Raw genomic sequence first — 13,294 nt, forward strand, 5'->3', positions numbered from 1 at the left:
TAGGGTGTTCCGCGCGTGCGTTATATTTAGATTATTCCCGATCGATAACCAATTACCAATCAATTCATAATTATGTCTGCTGTTAGTTTAATTCAGGCCAATTCATACGATCGCCAAATCTTGCAAGCATCTTTAGAAAGTTTGCTGGCACCCTTGGGCGGAATCTCGGCTTTTGTCAAATCGGGCGATCGGGTTTTACTCAAACCCAATCTCCTCACCGGTTCTCGCCCTACAAAAGAATGCGTCACCCGCCCAGAATTGGTTTACTGCGTCGCTAAAATGGTCATTGAAGCGGGAGGAAGACCATTTTTAGGCGATAGTCCAGCTTTTGGTAGCGCTATGGGTGTAGCCAAAGCAAACGGTTATTTGCCACTTTTGGAAGAACTGAATTTGCCAGTAGTTGAGTTTCAAGGAAAACGCTACGAAACTGTCAGCGAAGATTTCAATCATCTGCGAATTTGCAAAGAAGCAATGGAAGCGGATGTAGTGATTAATTTGCCCAAACTCAAATCTCACGTTCAATTAACCGTGACAATGGGCGTGAAAAACTTGTTCGGCTGCGTCCCCGGCAAAATGAAGGCTTGGTGGCACATGGAAGCTGGCAAAGATAGCGCCAGATTCGGTGAAATGCTGGTAGAAACTGCCCGGGCAATTAACCCAAATTTGACGATTTTGGATGGCATTATCGGCCACGAAGGTAACGGGCCAAGTGGCGGTGAACCTAAGTTTTTGGGAATTTTAGCCGCATCTGATGATGTGTTTGCTTTGGACAGAACTTTAGTTGAAATTATTAATGCTGATCCGGCGGCGGTTCCCACTGTAGCTGCGGCGATGAGATTAGGACTGTGCTCGAATTTAGAGGATCTTGATTTTCCGCTGTTGCAGCCGGAAAATCTCAAGGTTTTGGATTGGAAGTTGCCGGAAAAAATGATGCCGATCGACTTTGGTATGCCCCGCGTGATTAAGTCTACTTTCAGGCATTTTTATATCCGGTTTATCAAAGAACGGATGGGGGCTTACGCCGATCGATAGGAGGCATTCACTACAAATACATAAAAATGCACGCTTGTCAATCAGCTCTTGTGCTGAAGATTCAAGAAAAGTTTGGCTTCCCAACTCAATTGGGAGCTAAATTTTCAGATCAAAGAACAGTAGCGGGCGCAATATTTGCGCCCACAGATATATGAAATGGCAAATTTCATACTTCGCTTTCGCAAAAGATTTCAGCAATATTATTGAGGTACAAATGCAACAAAGTTTTTATGGGTCTCGCTCGCAGCCTACATCGCTCCCCAGTTTTATAACTTAATTTATACTTGTAGTATTGCTGAATTCGTAAATATATGAAAACTTACTCACATCCCGATCGCAGAATGTGAAGTTTTTTTATGCAAAGTGACAAAGCAAGTTAAATGCGTTAGCTTAAATTCAATGTAAGCTGAAAACCACGCCGCAGCAATCGTGTTTCCGAAACCTAATATTTTTTGGGCAGTCATCTGCTGTATTTCGGATTCTGCAATTCTTAATGGCACATAATTAATTACTGGATTTGACATCCAACACGAGTGGTTATGAGTATGTCAAGTACCTAAATAATGAAAACTCCAATGCAAAGTCAAACGTCCTTAAGCCCTACCGTCGTCTGCCCGATATCGGGAGAGAGTATGAAACCGTGGCTATTCATACCCGGTGATTGGCGCAGACCTGCAAACAAAGAGTCATTTCAATTGTATTGGTGCGAAAAGTCACAACTTGGATGCATTCATCCTCTGCCCGATTTCAACAAAATCGCCAGCTTCTACGACATCGATGAGTATTATACTCATCATATAGACTTTACAGGCTTCGTATCTGCCTCTTCTATTCCTTCTTCGATAAATTGCGTACCCATCTAGCTTGGCGTTTTGATCGCGGAGTAGATGTCACAAGTAAATGGTGGAAGCAACAGTTCGGGACTGCTTCGTGCTCGATATTAGAAATCGGTTGCGCCAACGGGCACCTGTTGCAAGAATTGCAAGCAGATGGTCACAAAGTCTGGGGTGTAGAACCCGATCGACAAGCTTTGGTTTTGGCCCAACAGCGAGGTCTTGATGTATTTTATGGTACTGCTGAATCTTTGCCCCCGGAAGTCAAGTCTAGACAGTACGACATAATTGTGATGAACCACGTACTCGAACATACCAGAGATCCTTTACTTGCACTCCGCAATGCCATGCAATTGCGGAGTGGATGGTGGCAAATTGGTAATGGAAGTACCAAATAACTCTTGTATTGGGCTGAAGTCATCAGGGATTGCATGGATGCATCTAGATGTACCAAGGCATTTGTATTTCTTCACACTGCAGAGCTTCCGCGCTATCTGTGAAAAAGTGGGATTTGAGATAATTTCTACTGAGTTGAATGGCTACTATCGCCAATTTGCCAACAGTTGGATCGATGATGAAAGAAAAATTTTTAGTGTGTTCGATTCAATGGCATCTCATCAGATAGTAAAGCTCCAAGAAAACATTAAATTCCAAGCTTGGAAGCTACTGCTGAAAACAATTGTTGCTGCTGATGAAGACAAGTACGATTCGATCCGGATTGTGTGTGGCACAAAAGCCATAGCAAAATCTAGGTAAGGGCAATAAATTTGTGGTTTGATTATCCAGTTTGGTTACACACTCACACTACTTTTGCGATCCCCTGCGATCGTCGCCCAGGCCAGGAGTACAGTCACACCAAATGCGACTATTGACCCAGCAATCCACCTGACTTGATCGAGACTTACCAACCAACTTTGTTTGTAAGGTGTGCAGTCCGCAGCTTACTGCATAGATAATGTAAAAATTGCTTTCTGGCGTAACATCGTTTGCGGTTGCATCGGCATAATATATTTGGATCATGTCAGTGGGATATCTTAAGCTCGCGATTTGGATAGCGAGCTTAAGATATCCCACTATAATTCCGATGCCACCGGATTTGATATAAGTTTTCTTGAATATGCGATCGCACTTGCACCTCAAAACGATTAGTTACGATTTGTTTGCTTTTTTCTTGTGAGCACTCATAATGCACAAGAAACTTTTAAATTTCAACCATATAATACTTCTTCAACAGGCGGCGTCGCGTCTGTGGGGTCGAACTTTTTGATTTTCAAAGCTTGTAGCAAAAACAGCCAGATATAAAGCGGATTCAAAAAAACATACCGCTGCCAAAGGCGCCGAGGTTCTTTCATCATCCGAAACAGCCATTCCAAACCTATTTTAGATAAAAAGTCAGGAGATTTAGCCAAATTACCCGCATGAAAATCGTAAGCAGCACCTACAGCAATCAACGGCATTGATAAGTCGTCCCGGTATTCGTAAGCCCAGACTTCTTGCCGGGGACACCCCAAACCGACAAAAGTAATTGCTGCACCGCTGTTGCGAATTTCCTGTGCAATTTCTTGTTTCTCTTGGGCCGAAACCTGCCTAAATTTAGAAGGCTGAGTTCCAGCAATAATTAACTTGGGAAAACGCTGGCAGAGATTGCGAGATAAAGCTTCCAGTACAGAAGCTTGAGAGCCGTACAAATAGATAGGTAATCCTTCTTCTGCCGCACGTTCGCAGATTTGTAACATCGCATTCGGCCCGCAAACTCGATCGGGCAATTCCGTATGGTAGAGCCAATTTAACGCCCACCTGACCGGCTGTCCGTCTGGCAATACTAAGTCAATGTGATTAATCCGATAACGGTGAGTGCTGTCGAGAACTCCAGTCATTACCCCGTGAACCGCTAGAGCAGAAACAGACAGTGGTTTTCCGGCGCTGGCTGCTGCAATAATTTTGCTAACAGCCGCTTCATAATTAACGGCATTTACTAATATTCCTAGTACATTCTTTTTCCCTTTATCAATCATGGAACACCTCTTTAAGCCAACGCTCGCAGTTACACTCATAAATCTCCCCTAAGATTTCTTTAACCTTGTATTATTCAATCGTTTACCGAAATCCCCAGCCCATTCTTTTTGCCCCGTTCAATCATTAGAATCCTCTTTCAGCCAACGCTCGCGGTTACATTCATAAATCTCCTGTAGGATTTGTTTAACGTTATATTTCATTTTCCAGTTGGGATAGTGACTGGAAAATTTTGAATTGTCGCTAATCCACCAAATGTGATCGCCAATGCGATTTCCTTCAGCATAAGTCCAATTAAACTTGCGTTCCGCAATTGCCTCGCACATCTGGATAGCTTCTAACATCGAACAATTGCTGTACCTGCCTCCTCCTGTATTATAAACTTGGGCGCTTTTGGGAGCTTTATAAAATTCATAAAATGCCGAAATTAAATCAGCGCTATGAATGTTATCGCGAACTTGCTTGCCTTTGTAGCCAAACACGGTGTAAGGAGTTCCCGTGACAGCACACTTCATCAAGTAGGCGAGGAAGCCGTGCAATTGAGCTCCAGAGTGATTTGGACCCGTCAAACAGCCACCGCGAAAACAAGCGGTGTTCATATTAAAATATCGACCGTATTCTTGAACTAAAATATCAGCAGCTACCTTAGAAGCACCAAACAAACTGTGCAGGCACTGATCAATTGACATATCTTCCCGAATACCGCTTTCGTAAGTATGGCCTGGTTCAATTTCCCACCTGTGTTCTAATTCAATTAAAGGCAAATTGTTAGGCGTATCGCCGTATACTTTATTGGTAGAAGTGAAAATGAAAACCGCTTTAGGACAGTACAAGCGAGTTACTTCTAGAAGATTGAGAGTGCCGTTGGCATTGACGGTAAAGTCTATTTTCGGAGCACGGGAAGCCCAGTCATGGCTGGGCTGGGCTGCTGTGTGAATTACTAATTCGATCGACTCGCCGTACCGCTGAAAGATATTGGTAATCGCTTCATAGTCGCGAATGTCAACATCTAAGTGATAATACTTGGTACCCAAAGACTTTTCGAGCAGTTGGCGGTTCCAGTTTGTAGAACCATCAGCACCAAAAAAGAACTGGCGCATATTATTGTCGATGCCAACTATATCTAAGCCTTGTTTGGCAAAGAACTTACACGCCTCAGAGCCAATTAAACCCGCCGAGCCAGTAATGATTGCAACGCCCACGTTTCACCGCCTGAAAAAATATAGTTTTCTTTGTTGTGCCCGATCGAACAAATCAGAAGTTATCCTGATTTTCCATCGAATACATCTTCGCACAATTGGGCGAAAAATAGACCTTTAACATTCCAATCATAGATTTCCCTGACGCGCGTTTGACCCGATCGACCCAAGCGCTCTCGCAATTCACGATCTTGCGCTAAACACACTATAGCTTCTGCTAGACCTTGCACCGTGCGATCGGGATCAGTAGCAGCCACTTTAATTCCCGTTTGCTCTGTCACTTGAGTAGCCGGCCCGCCCAAATCCAAACAAATTGTGGGACGGCCAACCCCCATCATTTCCGTGCACACAAAACCACCAGAGTCATGCAAACTCGGATGGAGGAGAACGTGAGAGTCCCCCATTTTAGAAAGAGTTTCAGTGCGAGATAAAGTTCCCCAAAAAAATACTTTATTTGCCAGTCCCAATTCTGTTGCCAAAGCTTCCAAGCGCTGCCTTTCGGGCCCGTCTCCGACAATCCAGTATTCCGATTGTTCCAGCTTCGCCTCCGCAAATGCACGGAGTCCCAAGTGCACCCCTTTCCAGTGTAAGAGACGACCGACACTGATGAATCTAATTGGTTGCTCAGGCGGGGGAGAAAATTTCTCTAGTTCTTGAATTTCCTGCTGTGATAAACCGACTTGCGAGAAAATCTTCACGTTTTTTGCTTTGAGAAATCGCAGTCTGGCTGCGGTTTCTTCCGTAGTTGCCAGCGCCACGGCACTGCGACGCGCCGTCAGACCCACAAAAGGATCTCGTTCTCCTACGCTTTGAGCCAATGCCCGCAGCGTTTCGTAAATTTTGCCCCGGCGGCTAAAATCTTGCCAAAAAGGCTTTGGTGCTGTTTCTGCACCCCCCACAGGCCCCCAAATAAAAGGATGCGGCAACAGCGCCAAGAAACTTGGAGACCAATGTTTGACGTAAGTTACGTGATGAACTATGTCAAAACCAATTTCGCGATCGAGCTTCCGAGCGATAAAATAAGCCCAGATTTGCCACAGATAGTAGTGAAGTTGCAGCAATCCTTGTTTCCCCTTCCAATCTTCGCTCCACCCAAACGGATCAAAATAAACAAAGTGCAGGTTTGGCACTGGGTTCCGCTCTAGTTCTGCTTCAATGTACGATCGACAAAACGTGCGAGTAAATACCCAACTTTCGTGATGTTTAGCAGATTGGATAACCGTATTCCATCCTACTCCCTCTTCCGAGCCGAGATTCGGTTCGCACGCAAAGGCAGATAAAAGAATTTTCATCAACTTTTCTCCAATACTAGCGACGTCACATCTGCTATTAATTTGGCAGCCTTTTCTGGTGTATGTTCAGCGATCAGTTCCTGGGATTTTTGCCCCATCATCACTAACTTTTCGGGGCAATCAATCAAGTCCCGCATCGCGTTTGCAATACCTTCCGACTGATAGGGATCAAAAATATAACCATTTTCACCTTCAACGATCATTTCGCAAGCCCCAGCCCATTTTGAACACAAAACCGGCTTACCAAATGCCATCGCTTCTAGCACCACCATTCCCCAAGTATCTTCTAACGTAGGAAAAACAAACACATCAGCTTCTAGAAAATAAGACCCCAAGTATCCGTATTCTATCCACCCTGTCCAAACAATTTGTTTTTCTAAACCCCATTCTTTTGTAAGAGCTTCTAGTTCCGGTCGCTGTTCTCCGTCTCCAACGATAATGACTGTGTAATTCGAGTATCCTTGGCTTTGCAAAAGTGTGCAAGCTTCTAACAGATTCTTAATCCCTTTGCGAGAAATTACTTGACCCACGCACAAAAAAATTGGGTGGGGAAATGACAAGGATACAGACTTATTATTTTCTAACTTTTGTACCAAAGCTTTAGCATCAGGAACCATGTAAGGTTTAGCAAAGATATTACTTTCGTCGGCCCCAATCATTTCTACCAAATATTCTTTACCTCGGCGACTATTAGAAACAAAGGTATCCGCAAATTTCCCCATCCAGCGTCGAATAGTCGAGCGCACCTTAGAATCTCGAAAGTCTACATTCGGGGAACTACTTTCATAAACTAAAACCACTCGCCATTTCCCTATAGGCTTAAAGATTATAGCTACCAATGTCCAGATCGAAAATCCACTAGCAAAAATGACCTGGGGCTTGAATTTCAAAAGAGGAAAAATAATCCCAGGAGTAGCCTTAATATAACCACGACTGTACCCCGTTTCTATCTTTTGGGTGGTGATGAATTGAGTATCTCCCACAACTTCGACTACTTCTGTACCCGGAGCTTCCGGATCATAGCGAGGCCAGAGGCGACCTGTATAAAAAATCGTGTTCGGAATTAGTTTTTTGAGTTCATGTAAAACCGGCGGCCAATAGGCCCCAAATTCTGCCGAAGGAACGAGCCAAGCGATGCGAAATTCATTTTTGTCAACCATCCTATTCACCTTGAGTTTTGTTTTTAGTCAATCCCAGTTTACTCAACACTGACAACCAAACTAACCTTCGATAAGGTAGCAGCCAATAAATTGGCCACAACAAACCACCATGCTGCTGAGTAAATACTTTCCATTCTCCAGGCGGTTGCAGGGTCGCATCTTTAAAGGATAAACCTTTCGGCGTGCTCATTTTATCTAACCCTTCGCTCAAATTTTTTGCAGCGGTTTTTGTCACCTGTGGGTTTAGGGAACAAGTTCCTAAATGACCGGGAGCAATCCAAACTGTACATCCTTTCTGTCTCGCTCGTAAACCATAATCCCAATCGCCAATATAATGAACAAAAGCAGGATTTAGGTTGCCCACAAGTTGGACGACATTGCGGGGAAGTAGAACGCAGTTGCCATGTATTGTGCTACAAAGTAGAGCTTCTTGAGTTGGTTCTACGAGGCGGTATCGGAAGGGAAGAAGGGGGTGGTCTCGCACCACGCCACCGTAAGTAGTTTTACCCGTTTGGGGATCGCAGGTAGAACCGGAGACGATGGCTTTTGTTTCTCCTTTTTGAGCGAGTTGGTTGCTGGTTGTTAATAAGGTTTTAAGGGCTTCTGGATACATAATTGTATCGTCGTTCAGCCAAAGGTAGTAGTCGGGATCGTCTTTCATGGCTTCGGTGAAAGCAAAGCGCATTCCGCCGTTCCAGAATAAATTGCCATCCCCATGAAAAATCTTGACTTGAGGGTAGGCTTGGTGAACTGCTTCGCTGGTACCGTCGGTACTGGCATCATCTACTATATAGGTGGAAATATCTACATTGGCTGGAAGTGCCTGGTTAAAAAGAGCCTCTAAGCAAGCCAATGTTTTCTGTTTGCGGTTGAAGCAAGTTAAAAGGACGGCGATATTAGTACGGTTCATTCTTCCCTGTGTTGCGGTTTTTAACGATAGGTAAGGCTAAAAGTAACAGTGTTTTATTTGGCCACTTGCTCGGCGGTTGCAACCGCCGCTACAAGAACGAAATTAGGGCTTACGCAGTCGCTCGCCCCTTTCACAAGAGGGCTTTAAGAGTGCCCCACTTAGCCCTGGGGGTCGGGGTATCAAGGTTTGAGAGTTTAAGAGCGTCAGTCTTAGAAGTCTGTCTGGGTAAACTATTGCTGTATTATAGTTGACCCGCGAACTTTTTGGTGATAAATTGGAATTTAGAACTTAAGTTAACAGACCAACCCTGCAAGCTTCCTAGCACATTTATAATGATGAGTTCTACTAAGCAAAAATATTTATAATCCTTGGAGTTAAACAGTTTAAATGCCACATTCTCCGATAAAAACTCCCATTGTTTTCGTTGTTTTCAATCGAGTTGATAATACCGAAAAAGTCTTCGAGGCGATTAGACAAGTTAAGCCGCCTAAGCTGTTAGTAATTGCTGACGGCCCTCGTGCCAACAAACCTGGGGAAGCTGAAAAGTGCGCCGCTGTACGTGCAATTATCGATCGGGTCGATTGGGACTGTGAAGTTCTGAAAAATTATTCAGAGATTAATTTTGGTTGCAAGGATCGCATTTCTAGCGGTTTCGACTGGGTATTTAATACCGTAGAGGAAGCAATTATTTTAGAAGATGACTGTTTGCCCCACCCAGACTTCTTCCCTTTTTGTGAACAGTTATTAGAGCATTATCGAGATGACAAACGGATTATGTCAATCGCTGGTGTAAATTTACAGTTTGGGAGAAAAAGAACAGAAGACAGTTACTATTTTTCGCGTTTTAGTAACTGTTGGGGATGGGCAACTTGGCGCAGAGCATGGCAATACTATGATATTGACATGAAGTTATGGCCTCAACTTCGGGAAGCAGGTTTTCTCGAAAATTTATTAGCTAATCCTCAATCTGTAAAAGTTTGGGATAGTGCTTTTCAAGTTTCCTATGATGGAACTCTCAACAATTGGTTTTTTAGATGGCTTTTTACTTGTTGGGTTCAAAATGGACTTGCTATTATTCCAGAAAAAAATTTAATTTCTAATATTGGATTTGGCAGTCAAGCTACCCATACTTCAGGAGAAGATAGTATATACAGTAATATGCCAACGGAAGCAATAACCTTTCCTTTAAGGCATCCCAACCACGCGATCCGAAATTTTGTAGCCGATCAATTCACTCAAGATACATTTTATGATTATCATCCTCCATTAATCAGGCGTATTAAGAAAAAAATAAATAAGTTATGCGGGAACACAATATTTAACCTTGAATAAGTAATTAGTAACCATGTCTAAAATGTCAACACTTCTCAGTTCTCTACTCAAAAATCCGATCACTGAATATCTGCGATTTTTAGTCAATTGGTGGAAGAACAAGTTTAAATATGATAACTTTTATCAAGACTATATGGCTTTGGTTACCAATTCAACTATCAGTCACAATGTTAGTGTGTCTAGTCGCGTAGCCATAAAAGATTCTGTCATTGGTTCTTACACTTATGTGCGCGATAATACGCGAATTTTCAATGGTGTTGTCGGCAATTTTTGTTCGATTGGGCCCAACTGCATCATTCGCTTAGGCGTACATCCTGTAGGAAATTTTGTTTCAAGCCATCCGATATTTTATTCGCCCAAGATGCTAGTAGGGACAACCTTTGTAGACAAAAAATATTTTGAAGAAGAGGAAAAAACTGTCCATATAGGTAATGATGTTTGGATTGGCTCAAATGTTATTGTTGTAGATGGTGTAACTATTGGTGATGGAGCCATCATCGCAGCCGGAGCCGTTGTCACCAAAGATGTGCCACCTTATGCTATCTGTGGAGGAATTCCCGCCAAACTTATTCGCTATAGGTTTGATGAACAAAAGATTGATTTTCTGCTGAAGTTTAAGTGGTGGGACAAGGATGAACAATGGTTGAGAAAAAATGTCAAAGACTTTCACAACATTGACAAGTTCATCCATATTTATAATACGGAAAATAGTTGAATGCTAACCGATTCGGTATTATGTCTAAGTAGCCGGACGTTATATAACATCAGCAGTCATCTGGGATTTAAATTTAGACCACTTGAGAAGCATTACAGCCGCTATGAATGCCAGTGTATCATTGCTAGTCTGATACGGCAAAAATCTATAGCGAAAAGTAGCCATTCTCGGGTCGCTTTCTTGGTATAAAATATCTTGGGCAAAGTTTCCCCACCGCTCATCTATCAAATCAATTGTCATACCAGCATGACCAGACGGTAGCAACATATTGGAGCCGTGAAGACCAATTATTAAGCGGCTCTCTGAATAAAGGTGACAAATCTCCTTTTCAGTTTTTTCATTAAAACTATCCACCCTGTAATCTTTAATCCATTCTGGAAACTTAGTTTTTGTCCCCAGACCAGCCACTGCAAATTGTGCTTCTGGTACTTGCAACCTGATCTTCTCAAATAACTGCTGAATTTTTAAATTTTGCAATCGCAGTGACATTGCTTGTTGATCTATTTTTCTAAGCACTCGAAACAGCAAACGGTTAACTAATAAACGATCTTCGCGCCAAATAAAAGTAATTTTAATTTCTTGGTTCTCAAAGTTATGTTTGGGAACTCTAGTAAAGCGCGTGATGTCGAACTGACTGGGATGAGAATGGGCTTCGCTGACATAAATTTCATCAAAGCGTTTAGTTTCTTCTTCAACAAACTCGGCGAAACTGGGATAGTAATTCTGACCATTTTTTAAAGACATAGGCACTGTCCAGATTTCTGCAACTTCATCGGGAACCATCCACCTTAAGAACTTAGGAACTATCACAACTAACCCGTAGTCAGAATTGCATTCTAAGTGCCTTTGTGCATTTAGCAACTTGAGCAGGGAGTGACCATAAAGATGATCGATACAGTTTAAGATAATTACCCGATTGCAGGGTTTAAAAATTTCTTTTACAATCTCAAGTTGTTCCGGTTGAGGATTTTGGAGTGAATAGAGTAATGGTTTGCCTAACCATTCCTTTTTGTAAGTATCGGCTGCAAAAACTTCTCCTTTTATTAAATTAACTTGGATGTAGTTTTTCACTCCATGACCTACTCTCAAATCGTCGATTATCTCGCTGCCGCATCCCTCGCACTTAGAGTCTAGAATAATGTGGATACCGTGCCACAGAACATTTTTGGGATGAAGTTCTGTTCCACAATAGGGGCAATTCGATCGCTGTTCGATTTTAGGTTTAATTTGAATCACTTTATTAATCCTCTGATTCTACAAGCTGCCTTGTATAAGTTAAGCGATCGCCAGATGAAATTCCCGAAGGGGCGCAATTCCTTAATCAAGAAATTCACTAATATAATCACGTAAAAATAAGTTATAAGAGTAGCTGCAGTTGCTCCAAAAGCTCCATACTTAGGAATCAGGAAAAAGTTCAACGCTACATTGAAAATAGATCCGACTACAGTTAAGTAAAGGCCGTAGCGCAACTGACCTTCTATGTTCAAATATGTACTCCGTGCTACTCCAAAATTACTGCCAAATTGCGCCCAAACGTAGAGAGCCAGTACCGCTGCTGACTGTGCATATTTTTCACCGTAAAGCAGATGCACTATCCAGGGAGAAAGTAATGATATCGGTATGGCCACCCCCAACCATAAAAATATCATAATATCCGAGTAAATTTGAAATTTATTTAGATATTCTTCATAATTTGTCTTTCTCAAATTCGCTAATTTGGGAAAAATAGAGCTTGATATGATCATCGGCAAAAAATCGCAGATTTCCGAAATTTTAACAGCCGCAGCATAATAGCCCAGTTGAGCATTTTGATTCATGGCGCCGAGCATTATCTGATCGGTTTTTGAGTACACATAAACTGCCAATCCCGACAAAATTATCGGCCAGCTCTCCGAGAGCAGTTCCTTACACCGTTCCCAACTAAAATGCCAATCCTTAATTTTATTCCCCGTAAGCTTATAAAAATATACATAAGCGATTCCTACCAATGCCACCTCTCCCAATCGAACCCAGGCGAAGGCAAGCAGGGGGGCTTTAATTGTCACTAACCCAATTCTGACAGCAGCAACTAAAAAACATACCGAATTTTTAGCCAACACTGTATATTTTGACTGGATTTGGGACTGAAACCAAAAATTGATAGCCTCAAAAGCATTAAAGATAGTTCCTGCTGCGATGATACCTACCAGCCACCGAGTCAGAGTGTCGTTGGGCTTGAGTAGCGCAATCACGGTGACAGTTAACAACAAAGTGATGCAGCCACCAGTAAATTGCAGTCCGAAGGCTGTTCCCAGAGTCTCATTTTTGCATTCTGGGTCGCGAGCGATATTCCTCACTACCAGAGTACCCAACCCCATCGTTGCCACTGAACTAAACAGCGACACAAAGGCGATCGCGTAGTTGAGCAATCCAAATTGTGTCGGACCAAGATAGCGAGCCACCCAAAGGCCTACAAACAGGCCTAGACCCATCTGCAAGATTTGGTCAGTGAACAGCCAAGCTATGTTGCTGAGTACCTGGCGCAGACTAGGGCCGAGCCTTTGACTGACCGCAGTTAACTTATCTAGCATCAGAATATTTTAAATCTTTACAAAACACAAACGCGGTTCTGGCAGGGTCGGCAATCTTGCAAAATTAGACTGGTTGATCCTATAACAACATACCACAACTTGAGGGAGCGTCTTAATGAAAGCAGCCAACCTAGAAATTGGAGTTTGGAGGTAGAAGGAAAGCATTGGTGACAAGTTAAGGAAAAAGGGAAATTGTCAAGGGTAGTATTTGCATGGGTCTGGGATCGTGGGAAACTTA

General features: G+C 42.8%; 13 protein-coding genes. 5 read left to right on the forward strand and 8 right to left on the reverse strand.

The genetic code is table 11. The features are described from left to right. Window positions 1-72: 72 nt before the first annotated feature. Complete coding sequence (locus QUA03_RS08390) at window positions 73-1,032, forward strand: DUF362 domain-containing protein (protein ID WP_333211208.1); 960 nt, start codon at window positions 73-75, stop codon at window positions 1,030-1,032. Window positions 1,033-1,355: 323 nt separating this feature from the next. Here the strand turns inward: QUA03_RS08390 and QUA03_RS08395 are convergent, their stop codons facing one another. Next, the gene (locus QUA03_RS08395) at window positions 1,356-1,556 is read right to left on the reverse strand and encodes a hypothetical protein (RefSeq protein WP_333211211.1); all 201 of its coding nucleotides are present in this window, start codon (window positions 1,554-1,556) and stop codon (window positions 1,356-1,358) included. 323 nt (window positions 1,557-1,879) lie between these two features. Between QUA03_RS08395 and QUA03_RS08400 the strand changes: the two genes are divergently transcribed. Together QUA03_RS08400 and QUA03_RS08405 are read left to right on the forward strand one after the other, a co-directional pair. Further along, a complete protein-coding gene (locus tag QUA03_RS08400; RefSeq protein WP_333211213.1) occupies window positions 1,880-2,263 on the forward strand; it encodes a class I SAM-dependent methyltransferase in 384 nt (127 codons plus the stop codon). Continuing rightward, window positions 2,247-2,621: a hypothetical protein gene (locus QUA03_RS08405; protein ID WP_333211214.1), complete on the forward strand. Its 375-nt coding sequence runs from the start codon at window positions 2,247-2,249 to the stop codon at window positions 2,619-2,621. Before QUA03_RS08400 ends, QUA03_RS08405 begins: the two co-directional genes overlap by 17 nt. A 452-nt stretch (window positions 2,622-3,073) precedes the next feature. On the opposite strand, the gene QUA03_RS08410 is transcribed toward QUA03_RS08405, so the two are convergent. The 5 genes from QUA03_RS08410 to QUA03_RS08430 form a co-directional block, all read right to left on the reverse strand. Further along, window positions 3,074-3,919 carry a WecB/TagA/CpsF family glycosyltransferase gene (locus tag QUA03_RS08410; RefSeq protein ID WP_333211216.1) on the reverse strand — a complete coding sequence of 282 codons (846 nt, stop codon included), beginning with the start codon at window positions 3,917-3,919 and terminating at the stop codon, window positions 3,074-3,076. A gap of 78 nt (window positions 3,920-3,997) precedes the next feature. After that, entirely contained in the window at window positions 3,998-5,080 is a 1,083-nt protein-coding gene (locus tag QUA03_RS08415; protein WP_333211217.1) for an NAD-dependent epimerase/dehydratase family protein, read from the reverse strand. A gap of 59 nt (window positions 5,081-5,139) precedes the next feature. Next, window positions 5,140-6,369, reverse strand: coding sequence for a glycosyltransferase (locus QUA03_RS08420; RefSeq protein WP_333211218.1), 1,230 nt, complete (start codon window positions 6,367-6,369; stop codon window positions 5,140-5,142). After that, window positions 6,369-7,529 carry a glycosyltransferase family 4 protein gene (locus QUA03_RS08425; protein WP_333211219.1) on the reverse strand — a complete coding sequence of 387 codons (1,161 nt, stop codon included), beginning with the start codon at window positions 7,527-7,529 and terminating at the stop codon, window positions 6,369-6,371. The genes QUA03_RS08420 and QUA03_RS08425 overlap by 1 nt, the downstream gene beginning before the upstream one ends. Before the next feature lies 1 nt (window position 7,530). Further along, window positions 7,531-8,439, reverse strand: a complete 909-nt coding sequence (locus QUA03_RS08430) for a glycosyltransferase family 2 protein (RefSeq protein ID WP_333211221.1) — start codon at window positions 8,437-8,439, stop codon at window positions 7,531-7,533. A gap of 387 nt (window positions 8,440-8,826) precedes the next feature. Here QUA03_RS08430 and QUA03_RS08435 point away from each other — a divergent pair, with 387 nt between their 5' ends. Together QUA03_RS08435 and QUA03_RS08440 are read left to right on the forward strand one after the other, a co-directional pair. Next, a complete protein-coding gene (locus QUA03_RS08435; RefSeq protein WP_333211223.1) occupies window positions 8,827-9,771 on the forward strand; it encodes a glycosyltransferase family 2 protein in 945 nt (314 codons plus the stop codon). 13 nt (window positions 9,772-9,784) lie between these two features. Continuing rightward, window positions 9,785-10,486 (forward strand): CatB-related O-acetyltransferase, encoded by a 702-nt coding sequence (locus tag QUA03_RS08440; protein WP_333211225.1) that lies wholly within the window; start codon window positions 9,785-9,787, stop codon window positions 10,484-10,486. A gap of 39 nt (window positions 10,487-10,525) precedes the next feature. Here QUA03_RS08440 and QUA03_RS08445 read toward each other — a convergent pair whose 3' ends face one another. Both QUA03_RS08445 and QUA03_RS08450 read right to left on the reverse strand, forming a co-directional pair. Next, window positions 10,526-11,557, reverse strand: coding sequence for a hypothetical protein (locus tag QUA03_RS08445; RefSeq protein WP_333211227.1), 1,032 nt, complete (start codon window positions 11,555-11,557; stop codon window positions 10,526-10,528). A gap of 161 nt (window positions 11,558-11,718) precedes the next feature. Continuing rightward, window positions 11,719-13,056: a flippase gene (locus QUA03_RS08450; protein ID WP_333211229.1), complete on the reverse strand. Its 1,338-nt coding sequence runs from the start codon at window positions 13,054-13,056 to the stop codon at window positions 11,719-11,721. Between the last annotated feature and the right edge of the window lie 238 nt (window positions 13,057-13,294).

Source organism: Microcoleus sp. S36b_A4 (assembly GCF_036700645.1).
GTDB lineage: Bacteria > Cyanobacteriota > Cyanobacteriia > Cyanobacteriales > Microcoleaceae > Microcoleus.

Coding starts and splice junctions, on each gene's coding strand:
- QUA03_RS08390 (WP_333211208.1), top strand. CDS start 73: ATGTCTGCTGTTAGTTTAATTCAGGCCAATTCATACGATCGCCAAATC.
- QUA03_RS08395 (WP_333211211.1), bottom strand. CDS start 1,556: ATGTCAAATCCAGTAATTAATTATGTGCCATTAAGAATTGCAGAATCC.
- QUA03_RS08405 (WP_333211214.1), top strand. CDS start 2,247: ATGGAAGTACCAAATAACTCTTGTATTGGGCTGAAGTCATCAGGGATT.
- QUA03_RS08410 (WP_333211216.1), bottom strand. CDS start 3,919: ATGAGTGTAACTGCGAGCGTTGGCTTAAAGAGGTGTTCCATGATTGAT.
- QUA03_RS08420 (WP_333211218.1), bottom strand. CDS start 6,369: ATGAAAATTCTTTTATCTGCCTTTGCGTGCGAACCGAATCTCGGCTCG.
- QUA03_RS08425 (WP_333211219.1), bottom strand. CDS start 7,529: ATGGTTGACAAAAATGAATTTCGCATCGCTTGGCTCGTTCCTTCGGCA.
- QUA03_RS08430 (WP_333211221.1), bottom strand. CDS start 8,439: ATGAACCGTACTAATATCGCCGTCCTTTTAACTTGCTTCAACCGCAAA.
- QUA03_RS08435 (WP_333211223.1), top strand. CDS start 8,827: ATGCCACATTCTCCGATAAAAACTCCCATTGTTTTCGTTGTTTTCAAT.
- QUA03_RS08440 (WP_333211225.1), top strand. CDS start 9,785: ATGTCTAAAATGTCAACACTTCTCAGTTCTCTACTCAAAAATCCGATC.
- QUA03_RS08450 (WP_333211229.1), bottom strand. CDS start 13,056: ATGCTAGATAAGTTAACTGCGGTCAGTCAAAGGCTCGGCCCTAGTCTG.